This window comes from Ruegeria sp. BHSC223, from assembly GCF_059613025.1.
Genome location: NZ_JBXWRR010000020.1, coordinates 17,285 through 40,405, shown reverse-complemented (window position 1 = coordinate 40,405; position 23,121 = coordinate 17,285). Strand labels below are relative to the sequence as shown.

Sequence of the window (23,121 nt, the reverse complement as noted above, 5' to 3'; positions counted from 1 at the left end):
GGTGCGATTCAGCGATCGTCGATCGCGACGCCAACGATCGGGCCCATGGAAAAGCCCAGATCGGCACGGTTCAGCGACGGCGCGTAAAGGCGCGAGATATTGCCGTCGAAATAGAGCGCGTTTGGCGTTTTCAGTACATCGCGGAACAGGGTTCCGAATTCGTGAAACGTCACCGAGTTTCCCGAGATCGCAAATACGGCGCGTGTGCCATCGGCGCTGGTGCCAACCCCGTTGCGGATATAGCGCGAGGTCGAATCGGGCAGGAATCGCGGGTGCAGTGCGCCATCGATCACCAGCATCGGCCCGGATTGGGTGGCAAAGCGGCAATCCGGTTTCGCGGCCTGATAGTTGAGTGTCTCGATCACATCCGCCCGGCCCGGACGCAGGCAGAACACCCCGTTCGGCAACAGGCCGAAATTACCCGGCCCGGCATTTGAGATCACCCGCTTTTGTTCGACCCCGTTCTCGACATAATGGCCGACAGGCGAGCGGTCGTCGTGATACATGCCCGCGTTCATGGCAAAGGCCAGCCGCTTCCCTTCGGCCCTCAGGGTCTGATCGACGGTCGAAAACTGACCCAGCAGTGTCCCGTCCGCGTCATTGAGAAACAACCGCAGGTCCGCGTTGCGGGCATCCACCTCGCACACGGTATAAAGGTTGCCGTCATGGGTCAGGTCGCGGCAATCCATCGCCGCTGCCTGACCTGCGCCGGTCAACAGGGCGAGGACAGCCGCCGCCCGGATCACTCGTCCAGATCGCGGCGCACCGCGTCCTGATCGAACAACCGCCTTGTATCGTCGAGCCGGTCGAATGTCTCGTCCAGCCGGAACCGCAGCTCGGGGGTGAATTTCAACCCCAGCTTCTTGCCGATCACCCGGCGCAGCTCTCCCTTGTTGCGGGACAGCAGTTGCACCACGTCCTCTTGCCCCTTGCCACCCAGCGGCAGCACATAGGCGGTGGCGATCTTGAGGTCGGGAGAGGTGCGCACCTCGCCCACTGTGATCGACATCCGGTTCAGGTCGGGGTCATGCACGTCGCCGCGCGCCAGCACCTCGGACAGGGTGCGGCGGATCACTTCGCCGACACGCAGCTGACGCTGCGACGGGCCGGGGCCATCGTGGAACTTGTTCTTTGCCATGGCTTCGATCTAAGCGCAAAGCGAGGCTTTGCCAAGCGGTGCCGAACACGGTAGGAGGCATCACGCGCAGGAAAAGAAGGACCAAGCCATGACCCATATTCCAGGTATCGTGATCACCGGCGCTTCGGGACGCATGGGCCAGATGCTGGTACGGACCGTCACCGACAGCGACAAGGTGCGGCTGGTGGGCGCGCTGGAACGCCCCGGGCACGACTGGATCGGGCGCGATGTGGGCGAGGCGATGGGCGGTCAGGCGCTGGGCGTTGCGGTGACCGACGACCCGCTCGAGGCATTTGCCCAGGCGCAGGCGGTGATCGACTTCACCGCACCTGCCGCGACGCTGGAATTTGCCGCCCTCGCGGCGCAGGCGCGTTGCGTGCATGTGATCGGCACCACCGGCATGACGGCGGAACAGATCGCGGCGTTGGAACCGGCGGCGCGTCATGCGGTGATCGTGCGGGCGGGCAACATGAGCCTTGGCGTCAACCTGCTGGTACAGCTGACCAAGAAGGTGGCCGCCGCGCTGGACGAGGATTTCGATATCGAGGTGATCGAGGCGCATCACCATCACAAGGTCGATGCGCCCTCGGGGACCGCGCTGATGCTGGGAGAGGCCGCCGCCGAAGGGCGCGGCGTGCGTCTGGAAGATGTGGCCGACCGTGCCCGCGATGGCATCACCGGCGCGCGCCAGCGCGGCCATATCGGGTTTCACGCCATTCGTGGCGGCGACATCGTGGGCGAACATGACGTGCTGTTCGCCGCCCCGGGCGAGCGGATCGTGCTGCGCCACGTGGCCACTGACAGGGCAGTGTTTGCGCGCGGCGCGCTCAAGGCCGCGCTCTGGGGTCAGGGAAAGTCCCCCGGCCAATACGACATGGTCGATGTGCTCGGGCTCTGAACCCTGAGCCGTTAAGATTGCACTGTTATTTGGCAGGTGCCCATATCGGTGCCGTTGACCGCAAAACGGAGATTGTGTTTTCCCTTGACCTGCATAGACTTGCTTTCATGGAAAACGCGATTTTTGATGAAATGTGGGGACGGGACGGCGCGCTGCGCGAGGCCTATTCCGATTTCAACGGTTGGTTCGAGCAAGAAGATCCGGGTCGCCTGCGCAAGAAACAGGCAGAGGCTGAACGGCTGTTCCGTCTGACCGGCATCACCTTTAACGTATATGGACGTGCCGAGGCCGCAGAGCGGTTGATCCCCTTCGATATCATCCCGCGTATCATATCTGGCCGCGAATGGTCGCGACTGGCGCGCGGGATCGAACAGCGGGTCCGCGCGATCAACGCCTTTTTGCATGACATCTATCACCGCCAGGAGATCGTGCGGGCGGGTCGTCTGCCAGCCGAGATGATTTCGCGCAATGAAGCATTCTTGCCGCAGATGATCGGGGTCTCGCCGCCGGGCGGGGTGTACACCCATATCGTCGGTATCGACCTGGTGAGGACGGGCCCGGACGAGTTCTTTGTGCTCGAGGATAACGCGCGCACCCCCTCGGGCGTCAGCTATATGCTGGAGAACCGGGAAACCATGCTGCACATGTTTCCCGAGCTGTTCTCGCAGAACCGGGTGCAAGCGGTACAGAACTATCCCCGGCAACTGCGCCGGTCGCTCTCGGCATGTGCGCCCGCCTCCGCCTCGGACAAGCCTACCGTCGCGGTGCTGACGCCGGGCATCTACAACTCGGCCTATTACGAACACAGCTTCCTTGCCGACAAGATGGGTGTGGAACTGGTCGAGGGGCACGACCTGCGGGTGATTGACGGGCGCGTGGCGATGCGCACGACCCGCGGGTACAAGACTATTGATGTCCTGTATCGACGGGTCGACGACGATTTCCTCGACCCTCTCAATTTCCGCCCCGACTCGGCCTTGGGCATACCCGGCATCATGGATGTTTACCGCGCTGGCGGCATAACCATCGCCAATGCTCCGGGAACAGGGATCGCCGATGACAAGGCAATCTATTCCTACATGCCGGATATCGTCGAGTTCTATACAGGGGAAAAGGCACTGTTGAAGAACGTGCCGACCTGGCGCTGCAACGAACCCGACAGCCTGGCCTATGTGCTGGACAACCTGACCGAGCTGGTGGTCAAGGAAGTACATGGGTCGGGTGGTTATGGAATGCTGATCGGTCCTACTGCCTCCAAGCGCGAGGTAAACGAGTTCCGCAAGAAGCTGATCGCCAATCCGGGCAACTATATCGCCCAGCCGACCCTGTCGCTGTCGACCGTCCCGATCTTTACCAAGGCGGGGTTGGCGCCACGCCATGTGGATCTGCGCCCCTTCGTGCTGGTATCGCCTCAGGGGGTCGACATCACCCCCGGCGGGCTGACCCGTGTGGCGCTGAAAAAGGGCAGTCTGGTGGTGAACTCGTCGCAGGGCGGCGGCACCAAGGACACCTGGGTGCTGGAGGACTAGAACATGCTGGGAAAGACCGCCGGCGGGCTCTTCTGGATGTTCCGCTATCTCGAGCGCTCCGAGAATACCGCGCGCCTGATCGAGGCAGGCCAGCGCATCGCGCTGACCAGGTCAGGTTCGGTCGACGATGAATGGACCAGCGTGCTGCAATCGGCCGGCGCATATGCCGGCTATGTCGAAACCCATGGTTCCGAGGTTACCCGCGACGGCGCCATCGACTGGATGCTGCGGGACAAGGACAATCCCTCGTCCGTGCTCAACATGGCCGAAGCCGCGCGCAACAACGGCAAGACGGTCCGGACGGCATTGACGCGGGAGGCCTGGGAAAGCGTCAACGAAAACTGGATGACGCTGAAAGAGGCCCTGAAGCGCAAGGTGCCGGAGCGCGATCTGCCCGACGTTCTGACCCTGATCCGCCAACGCTCGGCCTTTGTGCGCGGGGCGATGCACGGCACGATGCTTCGCAATGACATCTACGATTTTGCCAGGATCGGCACCTTCATCGAACGTGCGGACAACACCGCGCGAATCCTTGATGTGAAATACTATGTGCTGCTGCCTTCGGTCGTTTCGGTGGGCAGTTCGTTGGACAACGTGCAATGGCAGACGATCTTGCGGTCTGTTTCCGCCGAGGGCGGATTTCACATGACCTTTGGCCAGGACCCTCGCCCGCGTGAGATCGCCCAGTTCCTGATCCTTGACCGCCGCATGCCGCGCAGTCTTGCATTCTGCGTCGACAAGATACGGTCGAACCTTGGCTATCTGGCGGACGATTACGGCGTGCGGCTGCGCTGTCATTCGATGTGCGACCAACTGGCCGATCACACCATGTCCCGTGACATCGATGAAATCATCGAAATGGGGCTGCACGAGTTCATCACCGATTTCCTCAAGTCGCTATCCGCCCTCGGTGGCCAGACGGAAATCGATTACAGGTTCTATAACTGACCCATGCGCCTCAAGATCAATCATACCACCCACTACACATATGATGAGCCGGTGCCCTATGCCCTGCAACAGCTGCGCTTGACGCCAAAGACCGGGCATGGGCAGACGGTCCTTGACTGGACAGTGCGCGTTGAGGGTGGCCAGAAGCAGTTGAGCTTCGAGGACCAGCACCACAATACCGTCGATCTGATCAGTTTCGACGCGGGCACGACCGAGATCACGGTGCACTGCGAAGGGACGGTAGAGGTAGAGGACAACCATGGCGTGATCGGCCAGCATGGTGGGTTCATGCCGATGTGGATGTTTCTGCGTTCGACCGATGTAACCCGTGCCGGGCCCCTGGTGCGTCGCTTGGCAAGCTGTGTCGAGGGTGAACCCGGAAGCCTTGCCTGGCTGCATGGTCTTTCAGCAGCGATCCGCGCGGCGGTGGCCTATGAGACCGGACGTTCCGATGTCGGCTGGAGCGCGGAAAACGTGCTGGATGCCGGGCATGGCGTGTGTCAGGACCATTCCCATGTCTTCATTGCTTGCTGTCGGCATCTGGATGTTCCGGCCCGCTACGTGTCCGGTTACCTGATGATGAACGATCGCATCGATCAGGAAGCAACCCACGCCTGGGCCGAGGCCTGGATCGAAGGGCTTGGATGGGTCGGTTTTGATGTCTCGAACGGCATTTCCCCAGACACTCGATATGTCAGGGCCGCAACCGGTCTGGACTATGCCGAGGCTGCTCCGGTATCTGGAACACGATTCGGCACTGCGGGCGAAGCGCTTTCGGTGCAGGTTCAGGTCCAGCAGCAGTAAAGGCATGCGATGACATATTGCGTAGGGATGCGGCTCGAACGCGGGCTTGTCTTCATGTCTGACACGCGCACCAACGCCGGTGTCGACAACATCTCGACCTTTCGCAAGATGTTCACCTTCGAGAACCAAGGCGAGCGTTGCATCACCATCCTGACCGCAGGCAACCTGGCGACCACACAGTCGGTGATCTCGATCCTTGAGGAACGTACCAAGGCACCCGCCGACCGCAAGCCCTCGATCATGGAGGCGCCAACCATGTTTCAGGTGGCGCAATTGGTCGGTCAGACCCTGCGCGAGGTGATTGCCGCGAACTCGGAAGAAGGGCAGCGCGCGGACGCGGCGTTCAACGCGACCCTGATCGTGGGGGGACAGATTGCGGGCAGCCCGCCGCGTCTCTTCCTGATCTACCCCGAGGGGAATTTCATCGAAGCGGGCGAGGACACGCCGTATTTCCAGATCGGCGAGACCAAGTATGGCCGCCCGATCCTGGTGCGCGCCTACGAGCCGGACATGAGTTTCGAGGCGGCGGTCAAGTTGCTGCTGGTGAGTTTCGATTCGACGATAAAGGCCAACCTTTCGGTGGGTCTGCCGCTGGACCTGCAACTCTACGAGGAAGGCAGTTGCGCGCGTGGCCTGTCCCGCCGGATCGACGCTGACGACCCTTATTTCCAGGCCATTTCCTCGGGTTGGGGAACGGCCCTGAAATCGGCCTTTGACAGCCTTCCCGATGTAGAGCTCTGAACACCCGCCGACTGTCGTCGGCGGGTACTGTCGTCATTTCTTGCGGCGCGGCGGTGCATCACCACCCTTGTTCAGCGGCTTTCCCGCTGGCCGTGCAAAGGGCTTGCCCGGGCGGTTGGATTTACCTGCGTCTGCGTTCTTTTTGCGAAACGACTTGCCGGGATCCGATTTGTCCGATTGGTAAGGCTTTGCGCCGCTGCCCAGTGGCTTGCCAGAGCGATTGGGTCTGTCTCCACCACCCTGCGGCTTGTCCGAACGAAAGGGTTTGGCGCCCTTGGGCGCATCCGCACGATATCGTTTTTCTCCCTGCCCGCTCTCGGACTGACGCGGTTTGGCTTCGTCAGCTCGCGCTGGACGGAACGCCTTGGCGCTGCCGGGCTTGGACGGACGCTTGGGCGTATGGTCCGGCCGTCCCTCCGGCTTTGACCGAGCGTAGGCCGGTTTCGACGGCTTGGGTGTCACGGCCCTTGCAGGCCTCGCGCCTTTGTCCCTGGTCCCGCTATCCGGCTTTGGCTTGCTCCGGGGTGCCGCAGGTTCGGAGGCTGGATTTTTCGCTTCCGTCCGGTCCTGGGCCCGGACATCATGCGAAACTTCAGATGCGGTTTCCGTTCTGGGCGCGCGCGGTGTTCTTGGAGCAGGCCGAGCAGGCCGTTCGAAATCACGGTCTCGGCTCTTCTTGGGCGCGCGCGCGCGCGGAGTGTCGGCGGGAGGGCTATCGAGCAGTCGCGCGGTGATCTCACCCTCGACGACACCGGACGGGCCGATCTGGTCGAGGAACCCCTGAACCGCCGCTTCGGCCAGTTCGACATGGGTTTCCTGCGCCTGCATGGTGATCTTGCCGATCTGGCTTTTCTCCAGATTGCCGGCCCGGCACAACAGCGGCAGCAGCCAGCGCGGTTCGGCCCGCTGTTCGCGTCCGACCGACAGCGAGATCCAGCGCGACGGGCCGAAACTGGCCGCCGCCGAGGCCGCGCTGCGCGCGGGTGGCTGGTTCAGTTCCTCGGGCGCGGTCAACCCGGCACGGTATAGACGCAGACAGGCCACAGCGATCTGATCGGGCGTGAATTGTTCCATCAGGCCGGCGGCGATGCGGGTTTCCTCGTCCTCGACCGGATCGGTCCAGAGCGGATCGGAGAGGAGCCGCGCTTCGTCCTTGGCCAGAATGTCCTCGGGCGTGGGGGCCTGGGTCCATTCGGCCTCGATCTTGGCCCATTTCAGCAGGCGCGATGCTTTTTTGGAAATCTTGTCCGGCACGATCAGCGCCGAAATCCCCTTGCGCCCGGCGCGTCCGGTGCGGCCCGACCGGTGCAAGAGCCCTTCGGTATTGGTCGGCAGATCGGCGTGGATCACCAGGTCGAGATTGGGCAGGTCGATGCCGCGCGCGGCCACGTCGGTGGCGACGCAGACCCGGGCGCGCCCGTCGCGCATGGCCTGCAGCGCATGGCTGCGCTCGTCCTGACTCAGCTCTCCCGACAGGCTGACCACAGCAAAGCCGCGATTGGCCAGACGTGCGGTCAGCCGCGCCACGGCGGCGCGGGTATTGGCGAATACGATGGCAGTGGGCGCATCGTGGAACCTGAGCAGGTTGATGATCGCATGTTCACCGTCGCCACCCGAAACCTGCACCGCCTGATACGAGATATCGGCATGCTGGCGTTCGCCCCCAAGCGTCGAAACGCGCGCGGCCTGGCGCTGATAGGTCTTGGCCAGTTCCGCGATAGCCGGAGAGACGGTTGCCGAGAACAGCAGGGTGCGGCGGTCTTCGGGTGCCTCGCCCAGCATGAATTCCAAGTCTTCGCGAAAGCCGAGGTCGAGCATCTCGTCGGCCTCGTCCAGCACCACCGCGCGAATATCGGCCAGATCAAGCGCGCCACGCGTGATGTGGTCGCGCAGGCGCCCCGGCGTGCCGACGACGATATGGGCGCCGCGCTCCAGCGCCCGGCGCTCGGTACGGGCATCCATGCCGCCGATACAGGTGGCGATACGGCCGCCCGCCTTGGCGAACAGCCATGTCAGCTCGCGGCTGACCTGCAGGGCCAGTTCGCGGTTGGGGGCCACGATCAGCGCCAGCGGCGCGGCGGGGGGGCCCAGTGTTTCGGCCTCACCCAGCAGGGTGGGTGCGATGGCCAGGCCAAAGCCCACGGTCTTGCCCGATCCGGTCCGGGCCGAGACAAGCAGGTCGGCGCTGGCCAATGCGGGGTCGGTGACCGCCTGTTGCACATCGGTCAGCGTGTCGAAGCCGCGCTCGGCGAGGGCATCGAGAAGGGGGGAAGTCATCAGGGGAATGTCCAATAGGGCGCGGGACTCACCCCGGCGCAAAGATTGGGCCATCTAACGAAGAGAGGCGCATTTGTCCATGCCTGACGGAACGAATGCAGGGAATACCGGCTATGTCACAATCAGATGGACGACGGCTGGCTGATGGCGCGGCAGACATGATCGGCGCAGGCCAGATCCTGCGCGGCGATGCCAAGCGAGCGGTAAAGCGTGATCGCATCGGTGTCGGGGCGCCCCGGAACCTTGGCCGCGAGCACTTCTCCGATCTCGCCCCTGACATGCGCTTCGGTCATCGCGCCCGTTTCCAGCGCCGAGATGATCTCGCGCGCCTGGGCAAAGGCCGAGGGTCGATAATCGACGAACAGCCCTGATTTCAACAGCAGCGCCTCGTCAATTTCCTGCATCGAAGGGATCGAGGCGCCGACCGCGTTCACATGCGTGCCCGGCCCGATCCAGTCGCCGTGCAGCACAACCGAGGGCGATGAGGTCAGCGTGCAGACGATATCGGCCCCATTGACCGCCTGTTCGGCAGTGGCGGCGGCGGTGAACCTGATGCCGGGATAATGATCGGCCATGCGCCGGGCAAATGCGTTGGCGCGCTCGGGGCTGCGCCCGGCAACCCGGATCTCGGCAATCTCGCGAACCAGCGTCAGCGCCTCGATATGGCTTTCAGCCTGTTCGCCCGTGCCGATCAGCGCCAGCACCCGTGCATCAGGCCGGGCCAGCGCCCGTGTCGCCACCGCGGTTGCGGCGGCGGTGCGGATTGCGGTGATCGCATCGGCATCCAGTGCCGCGCGGGGCTGTCCGGTCTCGGCATCGAACAGCAACACCGTACCGATATGCGAACTGAGCCCCTTGGCGGGGTTGCCGGGAAAAAGGCTGAGAACCTTGATGCCATAGAGCGTGGGATCGCTCAGTGCGCCCGGCATCACACCCAGACGGTTGGTGCCGTCGATGTCCATCACCATGCGCAGCGGCAGGTTGGCCTGTCCCTCGGAGACCCGGATCATCGTCAGTTCCACCACCTCGATGGCGTCGCGCATCGGCAAGTGCTGGCGGATTTCTTCGGCGGTTATGATCTTCATATCAGGCTCTCCTCTCCGGCAGGCCAGATCGCGTGATCGACGGACAGACCCAGCACGTCGCGCAGCAACGCGGTATAGGCGTCGGGACGGGTGACATAGGGAAAGTGGCTGGCCGCCCGGAACCTGTATGCACGTTCAGGGTCCAGCGCGGCGCGCAGGCTCTCGCGCATCGGTGGTGAGATCAGATGGTCGTCATCGCTTTGGACGGTAAAGATGCGGTCGCGGGGCAGGCTTTGCGCGGGCAGGTCCGGCGCGGTTTTCAGCGCCTGCAATCGCGCGCGCAGCTCATCTTCGGGAATGCGTCCGCGCACCTCTTGCAGCAAGAGAGGCGCCAGATCGCGATAGGGGTGGTCGGGTGCCTGCCAAGCGCTCAGCCCGGCCTCGAACCCGGCGCGCAGGTCGTCGATTGGTGTGGTGGCAAGGTCCAGCGCATAGGGCGGCACCTGGTCGATCCCGCGAACCGAGGCCAGCGTGTTGGCCGCCACCAGCCCGCCGCACAGCGCCGGTTCGGTGGCGGTCAGATATTGTGCCAGATAGCCGCCCAGCGACGAGCCGAGAACGGTCCCGCCCTGCATTTCGGCATCCGCGATCATCTGCGACAGATCCGCCGCCCAATCGCTGATCCCGCCCGAGGCCGGATAGCTCACCGCGAGGATCCGTGCCTCCTTCGACAGCACCGCGATCTGTTGCCAGAAGATGTCGGCCCGGCCCAGCGTGCCGGGGATCAGCACCAGCGCGGGGCCGCGCTGTCCTGTCCGGATCACTCCCCAGTCGCGGCCATTCACGAGATGGCGGGTTTCCGGGTGCAGGGCCGCAAACTTGTCGCGTTCGGCTATCAGGTCTCGCGTGCCCACACCTCAGCCCTTTGCCGCCATCTGCGCCAGCGTCAGGCAGGTGCGGGTGGCGGTCGCCATGTCCTGTACCGAAATCCATTCCAGCGGTCCGTGGATGCATTGCATGCCGGTAAAGACATTGGGCGTCGGCACCCCCATCTCGGTCAGGCGCGAGCCGTCGGTGCCGCCCCGGATCGGGACCGAGATCGGCGCGACCCCTTCGGCCTCGGCCGCCGCGCGGGCCAGCTCGACCGGTGTCATGTCCTTTTCCAGCCAATAGCGCATATTGCGGTATTGCGGATAGATCTCGCATTTGATCGCCGCGCGCGGCTCGCCTGCCTGCACGGCGGCGCAGACCTGGCGCAGCAGCTCTCCCTTGGCGGCCAGCCCGTCCCGCTCGAAATCGCGCAGGATGAACTTGATCACCATCTCGGACGAGCCGCCCTCCATATCGGTGGCGTGGATGAAACCGTCGCGCCCGTCGGTGGTTTCGGGGGTCATTGTCGCCTGTGGCAGCGTCTGCACGATCTTCGAGGCGAGGTGGATCGCGTTGACCATCTTCTCCTTGGCCCAGCCGGGATGGATCGACACGCCCGTCACCGTCACCACCGCGCGGTCGGCCGAGAAGCTTTCGTATTCGATCTCTCCCACCTGCCCGCCATCCAGCGTATAGGCGAAATCGGCGCGCAGATCGGCGGGCAGACGCTCACTCACCCCGCGCCCGATCTCTTCGTCGGGGGTAAAGGCGACGCGGATCGGGCCGCGGGCGATATCGGGGTTGTTCAGCAGATGCCGAGCCATGGTCATGACGATGGCCACCCCGGCCTTGTCATCGGCGCCCAAGAGCGTGGTGCCCGAGGCGGTGATCAGGTCGTGACCGATCTTTTCCGCCAGATAGGGGTGTTCGGCGGGAGACAGCACCAGCGCGGGATCGTCGGGAAAGGTGATGTCGCCACCGTTATAGCCGCTGATCACGCGCGGCTTCACGCCGCTGGCGTTGAATTGCGGTGCGGTGTCCACATGGGCCAGAAAGCCGACGGTTGGCCCCGGCGCGGTGCCGGGAATGGTGGCCAGCACGACGCCATAGTCGGTCAGTTCCACATCCTGGGCGCCCATTTCGACAAGCTCGTCACGCAGCAGGTGCAGCATGTCGAACTGACAGGCGGTGCTGGGTGAAGCGGGCGCAGTTTCGTCGCTCTGGCTGTCGATGGCGGCATAGCGCACGAGACGGTCCTGAAGTTCCTGATCGAATGGGTTTTGCATGTCACCTCCTGCGGTTGCCGCGATCAAAGGCGCAGCTCCGGGGCAAGTCAAGCAGGCCGCTACGCTATCACTGAGTGCCGTAAAAAGACGGGCGGACGGGCCAGCATGCTTTACCTCTGGTCTCCGGGCCGCTAGCCATTGCAGGGAACCAGAGGGAAAGGACCGCGTCATGATCGAAACCGTCTCGGAAAACGCCTGTTTCGGCGGTATTCAGGGTGTCTATCGCCATGCCTCTGCTGCAACCGGCTGTGACATGACCTTTGGCCTGTTCCTGCCGGCCGAGGCCAAGGACGGCCCGGTGCCGGTGCTATGGTATCTGTCGGGTCTGACCTGCACCCATGAAAACGCCATGGTCAAGGCGGGTGCGCAGGGATGGGCCGCCGAGCAGGGAATCGCGCTGGTCTTTCCCGATACCTCTCCGCGCGGCAAGGGCGTGGCCGATCACGAGGATTACGATCTGGGCCAGGGCGCCGGGTTCTATGTGAACGCCACGCAAGAGCCCTGGGCGCCGCATTTCCGCATGTGGGATTACGTGGCCGAGGAACTGCCCGCGCTGGTGACCGAACATTTTGCCATCGATTCCGCGCGGCAGGCGATCACCGGCCATTCCATGGGCGGGCATGGGGCGCTGACACTGGCGATGAACCTGCCGGGCCGCTATCGCTCGGTTTCGGCCTTCGCGCCGATCTCGAACCCGACGGGCAGCGATTGGGGCCGCAAGCAGCTGACCGCCTATCTGGGCACGGACGAGTCGACCTGGGCCAAGCATGACGCGACATTGATGATGAAACAGGTGGGCTTTGACGGTCCGATCCTGATCGATACAGGGACCAGTGACCAGTTCATCGACCTGCTTCGCCCCGAGGCGCTGGCCGCCGCCATCGCCGAGCGCCGCCAGCAGGCCACCCTGCGGCTGCAACCGGGGTATGACCATTCCTATTTCTTTGTCTCCAGTTTCATGGAAGACCACGTTTCGTTTCATGCCGAAGCGCTCTATCGCGATTGAGCAGCGGCATGAGCACGTTCGACTATGACCTGATCATCATCGGTTCCGGCCCCTCGGGTCGGGCCGCCGCGATCCAGGCGGGCAAACTGAAACGCCGGGTGCTGGTGATCGACCGCAAGGACCGGCTGGGCGGTGTCTCGGTCCATACCGGCACCATTCCGTCCAAGACGCTGCGCGAAACGGTGCTGAACCTGTCGGGCTGGCGCGAGCGCAGCTTTTACGGGCGCTCCTACCGGGTCAAGGACCGGATCAGCGCCGAGGATCTCAAGGCGCGGCTGCACATGACGCTCGATTACGAGGTCGACGTGCTGGAGCATCAGTTCAACCGCAACCATATCGACACGCTGAACGGGTTGGCCCGCTTTGTCGGCCCGCACGAGATCGAAGTGGCGACCGAGGCGGGCGATACCACGCGCCTAACCGCCGCCAAGTTCCTGATCGCGACGGGTACCAAGACCTATCGCCCCGATTACGTGCCTTTCAACGGCAAGACCGTTGTGGATGGCGACGACTTTCTGGAGATGGAGCGGATCCCGCGCTCGCTGGCCGTGATCGGCGCCGGGGTGATCGGGGTCGAATATGCCAGCATGTTTTCGGCGCTGGATGTGCGGGTGACGCTGATCGAACCGCGCGAGACCTTTCTCGATTTCATCGACCGCACCCTGATCCAGGAATTCACCCATCAGATCCGCGAGAACGGTGTCGACTTGCGGCTGGGTTCTGCGGTGGAGAAGATCGAGGATACCGGCAGCCATATCGAGATCAGCCTGGCCAATGGCCGCCATATCCGGGCCGAGATGCTGCTGTTTGCCGCCGGGCGGATGGGCGCGACCTCGGCGCTGAATCTCGACGCGGTGGGGCTGGAAACCGATCACCGCAACCGGATCACGGTGGATCGCAAGACCTATCAGACATCGGTGCCCCATATCTATGCCACCGGCGACGTGATCGGGCACCCCTCGCTTGCCTCGACCTCGATGCAGCAGGGGCGGGTCGCGGCCTGCCACGCGCTGGAAACCCCGACCCTGCCGGAAAGCCCGTGGTTTCCCTATGGCATCTATTCGGTGCCCGAAATGTCCACCTGCGGCATGTCCGAGGAGGAATTGCAGGAACGCGGCATCCCTTATGAAGTGGGCGTGGCGCGGTTCCGCGAAACCTCGCGCGGGCATATCATGGGGCTGGAACATGGCATGCTGAAGATGCTGCTGAGCCTCAAGACCCGCCGCGTGCTGGGGGTGCAGATCGTGGGCGAGGGCGCGACCGAACTGATCCATATCGGCCAGGCGGTGATGAACCTGAAGGGCACGGTGGACTATTTCGTGCAGAACACGTTCAACTATCCGACCCTGGCCGAGGCCTATCGCACCGCCGGTCTGGACGCGTTCAACCGGATGCCCATCCCCGAGGAGTTCAAGGTGAAGCGCAAGAACGGCAAGGCCGAGACCGCCGACAAGAAACCTTCGGCCAAAGAGAAATGACGACGCTTTATATCGATGCCGATGCATGCCCGGTGAAGGCCGAGGCCGAGCGGGTGGCGACCCGGCACCGGCTGCGCATGGCCGTGGTGTCGAACGGGGGGCTGCGCCCCTCGCAGAACCCGTTGGTCGAAACCGTGATCGTGCCCGATGGGCCGGACGTGGCCGACATGTGGATCGCCGAGCGCGCCGGGCGGGGCGATGTGGTGATCACCGCCGACATTCCGCTGGCCGCCAAATGCGTCGAGGCCGGCGCCCGGGTGCTGCGCCACAATGGCGAGGCCTTTACCCCCGCCAATATCGGCCAGCAACTGGCGATGCGCGACCTGATGGCCGACCTGCGCGCGGCCAACCCGCTGGGCGCGGGCGGTGGCGGCAAACCCTTTTCCAAGGCCGATCGCGCCCGTTTTCTTGACGCGCTGGAGCGCGAGATCCGCGCGGCGCAAAGGGATGCCCAGGGCTGATACCCGGCCCGCAATCCCCTTGGCGGGTGGTATTTGGGGGAAAAGCGACCGCATCCCGCCAGCAGGGGCCAAAACCCCTTGTCAGCCATCCCGACCCCTAGTATAGCGCGCGGGTTCTCGATGAGAATTTGGCGGCGGGGTGATTCCCGCCGTTTGGGTTCGACGAGGGTTTGCGATGCGCGCGGATCCTCCTCTCAACCCCAACGCCTGACAAAAAGGCATGACAATGCAAAGCCAAAATATCCGTATCCGGCTGAAGGCATTTGACTATCGCGTTCTGGACGCCAGCACGCAAGAGATCGTCAACACTGCCAAGCGGACCGGCGCGCAAGTGCGCGGCCCGATCCCGCTGCCGAACAAGATCGAGAAGTTCACGGTTCTCCGTGGCCCTCACGTCGACAAGAAAAGCCGTGACCAGTTCGAGATCCGCACCCACAAGCGGCTCCTGGATATCGTGGATCCGACCCCGCAGACGGTGGACGCGCTGATGAAGCTCGACCTCGCCGCCGGCGTGGATGTCGAGATCAAGCTGCAGTCGTAAGATCGGAGGGTAGAGAATGCGTTCCGGTATTATCGCAAAGAAAGTCGGCATGACCCGGCTGTTCATGGAAGACGGCAAGCAGATCCCTGTGACCGTTCTTCAGCTGGACAACCTGCAGGTCGTCGCCCAGCGCACCACCGAGAAGGACGGCTATACCGCCGTTCAGCTGGGTGCAGGCACCCCCAAGATCAAGCGCGTGTCCAAGGCCATGCGCGGCCACTTCGCCGCACAGAAGGTCGAGCCCAAGCGCAAGCTGGCCGAGTTCCGCGTGTCCGAAGACGCGCTGATCGAAGTTGGCGCCGAGATCTCGGCCGAGCACTTCCTGACCGGCCAGAAGGTCGACGTGTCGGGGACCTCGATCGGTAAGGGTTTCGCCGGTGCCATGAAGCGCCACAACTTCGGTGGTCTGCGCGCCTCGCACGGCGTGTCGATCAGCCACCGTTCGCACGGCTCCACCGGTCAGTGTCAGGACCCGGGCCGCGTGTTCAAGGGCAAGAAGATGGCCGGTCACATGGGTGCTGCCCGTGTTACCACCCAGAACCTCGAAGTCGTGAAAACCGACGCCGAGCGTGGTCTGGTCTTCATCAAGGGCGCCGTGCCCGGTCCGAAGTCCGGCTGGGTCACCGTCAAGGATGCCGTCAAGAAGAAAGCACCGGAAGGCCTGCCCTTCCCGGCTGCTGTGAAATCGGCCGCAACCGAAGCACCTGTTGCCGAAGCGCCCGCCGAAGGGGGTGAAGCATGAAACTCGATGTGATCAAACTCGACGGCTCCAAGGCCGGTGACATCGACCTGGACGAGGCCCTGTTCGGGCTGGAACCGCGTGCGGACATCCTGCACCGCGTGGTCCGCTGGCAGCGCAACAACGCGCAGGCCGGCACCCACAAGGTTCTGACCAAGTCGGAAGTCAGCTACTCGACCAAGAAGATCTACCGCCAGAAGGGCACCGGTGGCGCGCGTCACGGCTCGCGCAAATCGCCGACCTTCCGTCACGGTGGCGTCTACAAGGGTCCGACCCCGCGGTCGCACGGCCACGACCTGACCAAGAAGTTCCGCAAGCTGGGCCTGCGCCACGCGCTGTCGGCCAAGGCCAAGGCAGGTGAACTGGTCGTGATCGAGAACGCCGAATCCGAAGGCAAGACCGCAGCTCTGGCCAAGCAGGTTGCAAACCTGGGCTGGAAGCGCGCGCTGGTCATCGACGGCGCCGCGGTCAACGAAGGGTTCGCCCGCGCCGCGCGCAACATCGAAGGTCTGGATATCCTGCCGTCGATGGGCGCAAACGTCTATGACATCCTCAAGCGTGACACCCTGGTGCTCACCAAAGCGGCTGTCGAAGCACTGGAGGCTCGTCTGAAATGAGCGCGAAAGCACAACATTACGACGTGATCCGCAAGCCGATCATCACCGAGAAATCGACTATGGCATCCGAAAACGGCGCCGTGGTGTTCGAAGTGGCGATCGACAGCAACAAGCCGCAGATCAAGGAAGCGGTCGAAGCGCTGTTCGGCGTCAAGGTGAAGGCGGTCAACACCACCGTCACCAAAGGCAAGGTCAAGCGTTTCCGCGGCCAGCTGGGCAAGCGGAAAGACGTGAAAAAGGCCTATGTGACCCTCGAAGAGGGCAACACGATCGACGTGTCGACCGGCCTCTGAGCGACCCAGCTCTTGCAACAGATCGAACCCCGGCTGCCCCGCGCAGCCGGGGTTTTTCGTTTCGCGGGTTGGTGCGGATGTTTCGGGTTGATCATCCGGCCCGCTCTTGGTTCAGTCCGACGCAGGGCCGCAGGCCCGCATTCATTCAGGGCAAGAGAGATTTCAGATGACAATCGAGGCGGTGGTTTTCGACATCGGCAATGTGCTGATCGAGTGGCAGCCGGAACGGTATTATGACCGCGTTCTGGGCGAGGAGCGGCGGCGGCAGATGTTTGCCGAGGTCGATCTGCATGGCATGAACGACCTGGTCGATCAGGGCCATCATTTCACCGATACGATTTATGGCTGGGCCGAGAAATACCCCGAATGGCGCGATCAGATCCGGGATTGGCACGACAACTGGACCGAACTAGCGTCGCCTGAAATCCCGCATTCGGTGCGCCTGCTCAGGGCGCTAAGAAACAAGGGCGTGCCGGTCTTTGCGCTGACCAATTTCGGGGTGCAGAATTTCGACTATGCCTGCACGGTCTATCCGTTCCTGACCGAGTTCGACCGGGCCTATGTTTCGGGCCGGATGCAGATGGTGAAGCCGCACGCGCCGATCTATGCCGCGGTCGAGGATGATTGCGGGCTGGCGCCCGGGACCTTGCTATTCGCCGATGACCGGGTCGAGAATATCGATGCCGCGCGTATGCGCGGCTGGCAGGTACATCATTTCACCGGGCCTCAGGGCTGGGCCGCGCGCCTGGTGGCCGAGGGGCTGTTGACCGAAGGAGAGGCCGCATGAGCATACCCCATATTCCCTTTGCCGAGGGCGAGGCCAAGCTGGACTGGCTGGAACTGACGCGGGCGCTGGCCGATGGCCACAGCCTGCCCAAGGCGCAGATCGGCGATACGTTCCTATATCGCGATCCCGACACGATGCTGACGCGGTCGGCCTGGATCGACGGGCTGGGCATTGCGGTCAAGACCGCCAATATCTTTCCGCGCAACCCCGAGCGGGGCGACCCGATGATCAACGGGGCCGTGAACCTTTACAGCGACCATGACGGGGCGCTGTCGGCGCTCGTGGATTTCCACCTGGTGACCAAGTGGAAGACGGCGGGCGACAGCCTGCTGGCCGCGCTGCGGCTGGCCGACCCCGACGCGCGCGAGGTGCTGGTGGTGGGCGCGGGCACCGTGGGCCTGTCGCTGTGCGAGGCGTTTGGGGCCGGGTTCCCCAAGGCGGCCCTGAAGATGTGGAACCGCACCCGGTCCAAGGCCGAGGAGGTGGCGGCGCGGTACGACGGGCTGGAGGTGGTCGACGATCTGGCCACGGCGGTGAACCGCGCCGACATCATCGTCACCGCCACCATGTCGAGCGAGCCGGTCATTCGCGGCGAGTGGCTGCGCCCGGGTCAGCACCTGAACCTGATCGGCGCCTATCGGCCCGACATGCGCGAGGCCGATGACGAGGCCATGCGCCGTGCGCGCATCTTTGTCGACAGTTTCGATACTACGGTGGACCATATCGGCGAGTTGATGATGCCGCTGGCCGATGGGGTGATCACCCGCGCCGATGTGGTGGCCGATTACTACGGTCTTGATGCTTTCAAAGCGTCGCGCGACGACATCACAGTGTTCAAGAATGGCGGCGGTGCGCATCTGGACCTGATGACCAGCCGCTACATTCTGGACAAGTGGCAGGGCTGACCCTGCCACACTCTGTTCATGCGGGCACTGGCGCCCGGTTCTCGCGGATCGGCAGGTGGACGATGGCGCTGAAGGCGCCGACGCCGACGCCGATCCACCAGACCATGGTATAATCGCCGTATAGGTCGTACATCCGCCCGCCCAGCCAGACGCCGAGGAACCCGCCCAGCTGGTGGCTGAGGAAGATGATGCCATAGAGCGTGCCCATGTAGCGCAGCCCGTAAAGATGCGCGACAAGGCCCGAGGTCAGCGGCACGGTGGCAAGCCAGAGCGAGCCCATCGCCACCGAAAAGAGGATCACCGACAGTGGCGTGATCGGCAGCAGGATGAATGCGGCTCCGATCACGGTCCGGGCGGTGTAGATACCGGCAAGCAGGTATTTCTTGGGGAAATGCTTGCCCGCCCAGCCCGCCGTCAGGGTGCCTGCGATATTGGCCAGCCCCACCAGCGAGATCGCCACCGCACCCAGCGCCGAGGTGGTGGTGATCCCCATCGAATGCAGTACGCCGCCGGGCAGGATCGGCCCGCACATCTCGGTCACGAAGGCGGGGAAATGCGCGGTGATGAACGAGAGCTGATAGCCGCAGCTGAAAAAGCCCAGAAAGATCAGCGTATAGGACGGATCGCGAAAGGCGCGGGACAGGATCTGGCCCATGCTTTCTTGCAGCTCGGCCTTACTGGCCGGTTCGGGCGCGCGCAACATCGGCAGGGTCAGCACCAGCGCCAGGACCGCCACCGCAAAGACGATGAACACCTGTTGCCAGGGCAGGAAGGTCAGCAGCCATTCCGCCGTGGGCGCGCCGATCACCTGTCCGACGCTGCCTGCGGCGGTGATGAGGGCGAGGCTCATCGAGCGGTTGTCGTCGCTGGAGGCGCGGGCGACCACCGCGAGGATCACGCCAAAGCCGGTGCCCGCGATGCCGAACCCCACCGCCCAGGCATAGATCTGATGTTCGAGCGGTGTGGTCGACCAGGCGCTGAGCACCATGCCGCCAGCATAAAGGAGCGCACCGAGAAAGATCGCCTTGCGGTCGCCGATCTTTTCCGAAATGGCGCCAAAGATCGGCTGGCCGATGCCCCAGGCGAGGTTCTGGATGGCGATGGCCAGTGAGAAATCCGAGCGCAGCCAGCCGAACTCCTCGGCGATCGGGATCTGGAACACGCCGAACGAGGCGCGCACCGCAAAGCTGACGGTGATGATGATGCAGCTGACGATCAGGATCGGATTGATCAGGCGGGCCGAACGGTCCATTGGCGGTCTCCGTGGTATTGTCCGCCGGACCCTAAGCTGAAACATGGCGGCGTCAATTCAGGAGTTTTTCGGGCATCATTAACGAAAATTGATGCGAGCAGCGGTAACGGGCCGCTTCTCAAGGCCGGGCAGGTTGGGTATGGCTGCAAAATGACCGTTGTTTCCGATCTTTACGCCGCCCGTGTGGCCGAGGGCACCCTGCATGCCGATACCGCCCAAGAGGCGGCACTGGCCGAGTTCGACCGGATTCACCAAGCATTGAGCGCCCCGGTAAAACGCGGGTTGTTCCGCAAGGCGCCGCCGCCGCCTCGTGGGGTGTACCTGTGGGGCGGGGTCGGGCGCGGCAAGTCGATGCTGATGGATCTGTTTGTCGAGGCGCTGGGCGATACGGTGCCGGTGCGCCGGGTGCATTTCCATGCCTTCATGCAGGAGATCCACGCCGGCATGCATGCCGCGCGCAATGAGGGTGTCGCCGATGCGTTGGCGCCTGTCGCCGATGCGGTAATCCGCTCGGTCAAGGTGCTGGCCTTTGACGAGATGCAGATCACCGATATCACCGACGCGATGATCGTGGGGCGGCTCTTCGAGGCGTTGTTCGCTGCGGGCGTGGTGGTGGTGACCACCTCGAACCGCGTGCCGGACGATCTGTACAAGGACGGGCTGAACCGGCAGCTGTTCCTGCCGTTCATCGAGTTGATCAAGGAACGGATGCGAGTGTGGGAGATGATCTCTCCCACCGATTACCGTCAGAACCGGCTGGAAGGGAGCCGCGTCTATTTCACCCCGATCGGACCTGCGGCGCGTGGCGAGATCGAGGCGATCTGGCGCGACCTGACGGGTGGTGCAAGCACGCCGCTGATCCTGAAGGTCACTGGTCGCGACGTGGAACTGCCCGCGTTCCGCAACGGGATCGGGCGGGCCAGCTTCTATGACTTGTGCGGGCGGATGCTGGGACCGGGTGACTATCTGGCCATCGCCGGGGCGGTCAAGGTGCTGGTGCTGGAAGACATCCCGCGTCTGAGCCGCAACAATTTCAACGAGGCCAAGCGGTTCGTGACCCTGATCGATGCGCTTTACGAGGCGCGGGTGCGGCTGATCTGTTCGGCGGCGGCCGAGCCGGAGATGCTCTATGTCGAGGGCGAGGGCACGTTCGAGTTCGAGCGCACCGCCTCGCGCCTGCGCGAAATGCAGGACAAGGAGTGGGGTAAGTAGGGGGGCGCAGCCCCCCGGCACAAAATTCGCAGAATTTTGTCGCCTCCCCCCGGAGTATTTGCGGCGGAATGAAGCCTCAGCCGTTTTCGCGCAGGATGTTTCCGGCCAGATAGAGCGAGCCGCAAATCAGGACGCGCGCGTCGGGTTCCACCGCGACGATGCGGGCAAGCGCGGTGGCCACGTCCGGTGCGGTGCTTGCGGCCAACCCGACCGACTGGGCGGCGGCGGCGGTCTGTTCGGCGCTCAGCGTGTTTGCCTCGCCCGGGATCGACACGGCGGTGAGACTGCCCGCCTGGGCGCTGAGCGGGCGCAGATATCCGGTCACGTCCTTGGTGTTGAGCATGCCGCAGATCAGATGGGTGGGGCGTCCGGGCCGGCTGGCCAGCAGAGCGGCCAGCGCCACACCGGCGGCGGGGTTATGACCACCGTCAAGCCAGAGCTCGGCCTGGGGCGCGGATTGAACCAGCGGGCCGGTTTTCAGCCGCTGCATCCGGGCGGGCCAATGCGCGCGGGTGACGGCAGCCTCGCAGGCGGCCTCACCCAGGTTCAGGTGACGCAGCGCCGCCAGCGCCGCGCCGGCATTCTCGATCTGATGAGCGCCCAGCAGGTTGGGTAGCGGCAGGTCACACAGGCCGGTTTCATCCTCGAATACCAGGCGGTCGCGCTCCTGACGCACATGCCAGTGCTGGCCATGAGCCAGGACAGGCGCACCAAGCCGGGCGGCGGTGGCCTCGATCGCCTCCAGCACCTCGTCGGGCTGGGGGCCGACAACAACCGGAACGCCGCGCTTGATGATCCCGGCCTTTTCACCGGCGATCTTGGCCAGCGTGTCGCCGAGATACTGTTCGTGATCCATCGAGATCGGGGTGATGATCGACAGTGCCGGGCGCGCGATCACATTGGTGGCGTCAAGGCGGCCGCCAAGACCGACCTCGAGCAGCGTGTAATCGGCGGGCCTGCGGGCAAAGGCCAAGAGGGCCGCGCAGGTGGTTATCTCGAAATAGGTGATCGTTTCGCCGCCATTGGCGGCGTAACATTCGTCCAGAACGGTCACCAGGTCGGGTTCAGAAATCAGCTCTCCGGCCACCCGGATACGTTCGTGAAACCGGGCCAGATGCGGCGAGGTATAGGCATGCGCACTCAACCCCGCGCCCTCGATCCCGGCACGGATCATCGCCTGGGTCGAGCCTTTGCCATTGGTTCCGGCGATATGGATCACCGGTGGCAGACGGTCTTGCGGATTGTCGAGCGCAGCCAAGAGGCGCCAGACCCGATCCAGCGTCAGGTCGATGATCTTGGGGTGCAGCGCCATCATCCGTTGCAGGATGAGGTCGGAGCCGGGAGTGGTCATGATTTGGCTGGTGCCTCGGGGGTGGCGGTTTGTGTCTTTTTTGCCTCGGGCGACGCTGCCTCGGGCGCGGGCAGGTCGCCGCGCACCGCGGGTGGCAAGTTCAGCAACATGCGGGTGACGGTGATCAGCTCGTCGCGCAGGTCGGTGCGCTTGATCACCCGGTCCAGCATGCCGTGATCCAGCAGGTACTCGGCGCGCTGGAACCCTTCGGGCAGCGTTTCGCGGATGGTCTGTTCGATCACGCGCGGCCCGGCAAAGCAGATCAGCGCGTTGGGCTCGGCGATATGCACATCACCCAGCATGGCATAGGACGCGGTCACCCCGCCCGTGGTCGGATGGGTGAGTACAACGATATAGGGCAGGCCCGCTTCTTTCAGCATCTGCACCGCCACGGTGGTGCGCGGCATCTGCATCAGGCTCAGGATGCCCTCTTGCATGCGGGCGCCGCCAGCGGCCGAGAACAGGATCAGCGGGCGCTTCAGGTCGACCGCCTTTTGTGCCGCCGCGATGATGGCGTTGCCGACATACATGCCCATGGACCCGCCCATGAACGAGAAATCCTGTGCCGCGGCCACGATTGGTGTGCGACCGATCTCGCCGGTGGCGACCAGCATCGCCTCTTTCTCGCCGGTCCCTTTCTGGGCCGCCTTCATCCGTTCGGGATATTTCTTCTGGTCGCGGAAATGCAGCGGGTCGGCGACCGGCTCGGGCACCTCGACCTCGGTAAAGATGCCGCCGTCAAACAGCGCCTGGAACCGGGCGCGCGGCGTGATCTGCATGTGATGGCCGCATTGGGTGCAGACATTCAGGTTATCCGCTAACTCGCGGTGGAACAGCATCGTTCCGCACTCGTCGCATTTCTGCCAGAGGTTCTCGGGCACTTCGCGCCGGGAGAAGATCGAGTTGATCCGCGGCCGGACGTAATTCGTGATCCAGTTCATGTGGACTCCCCGTGATGCTGCA

At 63.8% G+C, this 23,121-nt stretch carries 24 protein-coding genes; 15 read left to right on the top strand and 9 right to left on the bottom strand.

The annotated features are described in order from the left end of the window. Positions 1-8: 8 nt before the first annotated feature. Together AC2FNY_RS19025 and rbfA are read right to left on the bottom strand one after the other, a co-directional pair. The gene (locus tag AC2FNY_RS19025) at positions 9-689 is read right to left on the bottom strand and encodes a phosphodiester glycosidase family protein (protein WP_496803415.1); all 681 of its coding nucleotides are present in this window, start codon (positions 687-689) and stop codon (positions 9-11) included. Positions 690-742: 53 nt separating this feature from the next. Beyond that, complete coding sequence (gene rbfA, locus AC2FNY_RS19020; RefSeq protein ID WP_496803414.1) at positions 743-1,138, bottom strand: 30S ribosome-binding factor RbfA; 396 nt, start codon at positions 1,136-1,138, stop codon at positions 743-745. A gap of 88 nt (positions 1,139-1,226) precedes the next feature. Between rbfA and dapB the strand changes: the two genes are divergently transcribed. The 5 genes from dapB (at position 1,227) to AC2FNY_RS18995 (ending at position 6,058) form a co-directional block, all read left to right on the top strand. Then, on the top strand, positions 1,227-2,036 hold the full coding sequence (gene dapB / locus AC2FNY_RS19015) for a 4-hydroxy-tetrahydrodipicolinate reductase (protein ID WP_496803413.1): 810 nt from the start codon (positions 1,227-1,229) through the stop codon (positions 2,034-2,036). Positions 2,037-2,143: 107 nt separating this feature from the next. Further along, positions 2,144-3,565 carry a circularly permuted type 2 ATP-grasp protein gene (locus AC2FNY_RS19010; protein WP_234139088.1) on the top strand — a complete coding sequence of 474 codons (1,422 nt, stop codon included), beginning with the start codon at positions 2,144-2,146 and terminating at the stop codon, positions 3,563-3,565. Between the two features lie 3 nt (positions 3,566-3,568). Further along, the gene (locus AC2FNY_RS19005; protein ID WP_234139087.1) at positions 3,569-4,513 is read left to right on the top strand and encodes an alpha-E domain-containing protein; all 945 of its coding nucleotides are present in this window, start codon (positions 3,569-3,571) and stop codon (positions 4,511-4,513) included. A 3-nt stretch (positions 4,514-4,516) separates the two neighbouring features. Next, positions 4,517-5,317 carry a transglutaminase-like domain-containing protein gene (locus tag AC2FNY_RS19000; RefSeq protein ID WP_234139086.1) on the top strand — a complete coding sequence of 267 codons (801 nt, stop codon included), beginning with the start codon at positions 4,517-4,519 and terminating at the stop codon, positions 5,315-5,317. A gap of 9 nt (positions 5,318-5,326) precedes the next feature. After that, a complete protein-coding gene (locus tag AC2FNY_RS18995) occupies positions 5,327-6,058 on the top strand; it encodes a proteasome-type protease (RefSeq protein WP_234139085.1) in 732 nt (243 codons plus the stop codon). A gap of 33 nt (positions 6,059-6,091) precedes the next feature. On the opposite strand, the gene AC2FNY_RS18990 is transcribed toward AC2FNY_RS18995, so the two are convergent. From AC2FNY_RS18990 to pepT, 4 genes are all read right to left on the bottom strand, one after another. Beyond that, positions 6,092-8,335, bottom strand: coding sequence for a DEAD/DEAH box helicase (locus AC2FNY_RS18990; protein ID WP_496803412.1), 2,244 nt, complete (start codon positions 8,333-8,335; stop codon positions 6,092-6,094). A gap of 122 nt (positions 8,336-8,457) precedes the next feature. Next, complete coding sequence (locus tag AC2FNY_RS18985) at positions 8,458-9,420, bottom strand: ornithine cyclodeaminase family protein (RefSeq protein ID WP_496803411.1); 963 nt, start codon at positions 9,418-9,420, stop codon at positions 8,458-8,460. Next, a complete protein-coding gene (locus tag AC2FNY_RS18980; RefSeq protein ID WP_496803410.1) occupies positions 9,417-10,274 on the bottom strand; it encodes an alpha/beta fold hydrolase in 858 nt (285 codons plus the stop codon). The genes AC2FNY_RS18985 and AC2FNY_RS18980 overlap by 4 nt, the downstream gene beginning before the upstream one ends. A 3-nt stretch (positions 10,275-10,277) precedes the next feature. Then, positions 10,278-11,516 (bottom strand): peptidase T, encoded by a 1,239-nt coding sequence (pepT, locus tag AC2FNY_RS18975; RefSeq protein ID WP_234139081.1) that lies wholly within the window; start codon positions 11,514-11,516, stop codon positions 10,278-10,280. A 172-nt stretch (positions 11,517-11,688) separates the two neighbouring features. Here pepT and fghA point away from each other — a divergent pair, with 172 nt between their 5' ends. The 9 genes from fghA (at position 11,689) to AC2FNY_RS18930 (ending at position 18,343) form a co-directional block, all read left to right on the top strand. Further along, positions 11,689-12,522 (top strand): S-formylglutathione hydrolase, encoded by an 834-nt coding sequence (fghA, locus tag AC2FNY_RS18970; protein ID WP_496803422.1) that lies wholly within the window; start codon positions 11,689-11,691, stop codon positions 12,520-12,522. Positions 12,523-12,530: 8 nt separating this feature from the next. Beyond that, positions 12,531-14,000 carry a Si-specific NAD(P)(+) transhydrogenase gene (gene sthA, locus AC2FNY_RS18965; RefSeq protein WP_234139080.1) on the top strand — a complete coding sequence of 490 codons (1,470 nt, stop codon included), beginning with the start codon at positions 12,531-12,533 and terminating at the stop codon, positions 13,998-14,000. Then, complete coding sequence (locus tag AC2FNY_RS18960) at positions 13,997-14,461, top strand: YaiI/YqxD family protein (RefSeq protein WP_234165223.1); 465 nt, start codon at positions 13,997-13,999, stop codon at positions 14,459-14,461. Before sthA ends, AC2FNY_RS18960 begins: the two co-directional genes overlap by 4 nt. 226 nt (positions 14,462-14,687) lie before the next feature. Further along, positions 14,688-15,002 (top strand): 30S ribosomal protein S10, encoded by a 315-nt coding sequence (rpsJ, locus tag AC2FNY_RS18955; protein ID WP_005621947.1) that lies wholly within the window; start codon positions 14,688-14,690, stop codon positions 15,000-15,002. A 16-nt stretch (positions 15,003-15,018) separates the two neighbouring features. Further along, complete coding sequence (rplC, locus tag AC2FNY_RS18950; RefSeq protein ID WP_011049497.1) at positions 15,019-15,744, top strand: 50S ribosomal protein L3; 726 nt, start codon at positions 15,019-15,021, stop codon at positions 15,742-15,744. Beyond that, positions 15,741-16,358: a 50S ribosomal protein L4 gene (gene rplD / locus AC2FNY_RS18945; protein ID WP_234139078.1), complete on the top strand. Its 618-nt coding sequence runs from the start codon at positions 15,741-15,743 to the stop codon at positions 16,356-16,358. Before rplC ends, rplD begins: the two co-directional genes overlap by 4 nt. Next, positions 16,355-16,651, top strand: a complete 297-nt coding sequence (locus AC2FNY_RS18940; RefSeq protein ID WP_093029010.1) for a 50S ribosomal protein L23 — start codon at positions 16,355-16,357, stop codon at positions 16,649-16,651. The genes rplD and AC2FNY_RS18940 overlap by 4 nt, the downstream gene beginning before the upstream one ends. Positions 16,652-16,817: 166 nt before the next feature. Beyond that, entirely contained in the window at positions 16,818-17,438 is a 621-nt protein-coding gene (locus tag AC2FNY_RS18935; RefSeq protein WP_496803409.1) for an HAD family hydrolase, read from the top strand. After that, a complete protein-coding gene (locus AC2FNY_RS18930) occupies positions 17,435-18,343 on the top strand; it encodes an ornithine cyclodeaminase family protein (RefSeq protein WP_496803408.1) in 909 nt (302 codons plus the stop codon). The genes AC2FNY_RS18935 and AC2FNY_RS18930 overlap by 4 nt, the downstream gene beginning before the upstream one ends. 16 nt (positions 18,344-18,359) lie before the next feature. Here AC2FNY_RS18930 and AC2FNY_RS18925 read toward each other — a convergent pair whose 3' ends face one another. Further along, on the bottom strand, positions 18,360-19,595 hold the full coding sequence (locus AC2FNY_RS18925; RefSeq protein WP_234139075.1) for an MFS transporter: 1,236 nt from the start codon (positions 19,593-19,595) through the stop codon (positions 18,360-18,362). Between the two features lie 150 nt (positions 19,596-19,745). On the opposite strand from AC2FNY_RS18925, the gene zapE reads away from it, so the two are divergent. Then, a complete protein-coding gene (zapE, locus tag AC2FNY_RS18920; RefSeq protein ID WP_496803407.1) occupies positions 19,746-20,807 on the top strand; it encodes a cell division protein ZapE in 1,062 nt (353 codons plus the stop codon). Positions 20,808-20,883: 76 nt separating this feature from the next. On the opposite strand, the gene AC2FNY_RS18915 is transcribed toward zapE, so the two are convergent. Together AC2FNY_RS18915 and accD are read right to left on the bottom strand one after the other, a co-directional pair. After that, positions 20,884-22,158: a bifunctional folylpolyglutamate synthase/dihydrofolate synthase gene (locus AC2FNY_RS18915; protein WP_496803406.1), complete on the bottom strand. Its 1,275-nt coding sequence runs from the start codon at positions 22,156-22,158 to the stop codon at positions 20,884-20,886. Next, on the bottom strand, positions 22,155-23,099 hold the full coding sequence (gene accD / locus AC2FNY_RS18910) for an acetyl-CoA carboxylase, carboxyltransferase subunit beta (protein ID WP_496803405.1): 945 nt from the start codon (positions 23,097-23,099) through the stop codon (positions 22,155-22,157). The genes AC2FNY_RS18915 and accD overlap by 4 nt, the downstream gene beginning before the upstream one ends. Positions 23,100-23,121: the final 22 nt, after the last annotated feature.

Excerpts from the sequence above, each read along its gene's own strand:
- AC2FNY_RS19025 (WP_496803415.1), bottom strand. The coding sequence starts at position 689 with ATGGATTGCCGCGACCTGACCCATGACGGCAACCTTTATACCGTGTGC.
- rbfA (WP_496803414.1), bottom strand. The coding sequence starts at position 1,138 with ATGGCAAAGAACAAGTTCCACGATGGCCCCGGCCCGTCGCAGCGTCAG.
- dapB (WP_496803413.1), top strand. The coding sequence starts at position 1,227 with ATGACCCATATTCCAGGTATCGTGATCACCGGCGCTTCGGGACGCATG.
- AC2FNY_RS19010 (WP_234139088.1), top strand. The coding sequence starts at position 2,144 with ATGGAAAACGCGATTTTTGATGAAATGTGGGGACGGGACGGCGCGCTG.
- AC2FNY_RS19005 (WP_234139087.1), top strand. The coding sequence starts at position 3,569 with ATGCTGGGAAAGACCGCCGGCGGGCTCTTCTGGATGTTCCGCTATCTC.
- AC2FNY_RS19000 (WP_234139086.1), top strand. The coding sequence starts at position 4,517 with ATGCGCCTCAAGATCAATCATACCACCCACTACACATATGATGAGCCG.
- AC2FNY_RS18995 (WP_234139085.1), top strand. The coding sequence starts at position 5,327 with ATGACATATTGCGTAGGGATGCGGCTCGAACGCGGGCTTGTCTTCATG.
- AC2FNY_RS18990 (WP_496803412.1), bottom strand. The coding sequence starts at position 8,335 with ATGACTTCCCCCCTTCTCGATGCCCTCGCCGAGCGCGGCTTCGACACG.
- AC2FNY_RS18985 (WP_496803411.1), bottom strand. The coding sequence starts at position 9,420 with ATGAAGATCATAACCGCCGAAGAAATCCGCCAGCACTTGCCGATGCGC.
- pepT (WP_234139081.1), bottom strand. The coding sequence starts at position 11,516 with ATGCAAAACCCATTCGATCAGGAACTTCAGGACCGTCTCGTGCGCTAT.
- sthA (WP_234139080.1), top strand. The coding sequence starts at position 12,531 with ATGAGCACGTTCGACTATGACCTGATCATCATCGGTTCCGGCCCCTCG.
- AC2FNY_RS18960 (WP_234165223.1), top strand. The coding sequence starts at position 13,997 with ATGACGACGCTTTATATCGATGCCGATGCATGCCCGGTGAAGGCCGAG.
- rpsJ (WP_005621947.1), top strand. The coding sequence starts at position 14,688 with ATGCAAAGCCAAAATATCCGTATCCGGCTGAAGGCATTTGACTATCGC.
- rplC (WP_011049497.1), top strand. The coding sequence starts at position 15,019 with ATGCGTTCCGGTATTATCGCAAAGAAAGTCGGCATGACCCGGCTGTTC.
- rplD (WP_234139078.1), top strand. The coding sequence starts at position 15,741 with ATGAAACTCGATGTGATCAAACTCGACGGCTCCAAGGCCGGTGACATC.
- AC2FNY_RS18940 (WP_093029010.1), top strand. The coding sequence starts at position 16,355 with ATGAGCGCGAAAGCACAACATTACGACGTGATCCGCAAGCCGATCATC.
- AC2FNY_RS18935 (WP_496803409.1), top strand. The coding sequence starts at position 16,818 with ATGACAATCGAGGCGGTGGTTTTCGACATCGGCAATGTGCTGATCGAG.
- AC2FNY_RS18930 (WP_496803408.1), top strand. The coding sequence starts at position 17,435 with ATGAGCATACCCCATATTCCCTTTGCCGAGGGCGAGGCCAAGCTGGAC.
- AC2FNY_RS18925 (WP_234139075.1), bottom strand. The coding sequence starts at position 19,595 with ATGGACCGTTCGGCCCGCCTGATCAATCCGATCCTGATCGTCAGCTGC.
- zapE (WP_496803407.1), top strand. The coding sequence starts at position 19,746 with ATGACCGTTGTTTCCGATCTTTACGCCGCCCGTGTGGCCGAGGGCACC.
- AC2FNY_RS18915 (WP_496803406.1), bottom strand. The coding sequence starts at position 22,158 with ATGACCACTCCCGGCTCCGACCTCATCCTGCAACGGATGATGGCGCTG.
- accD (WP_496803405.1), bottom strand. The coding sequence starts at position 23,099 with ATGAACTGGATCACGAATTACGTCCGGCCGCGGATCAACTCGATCTTC.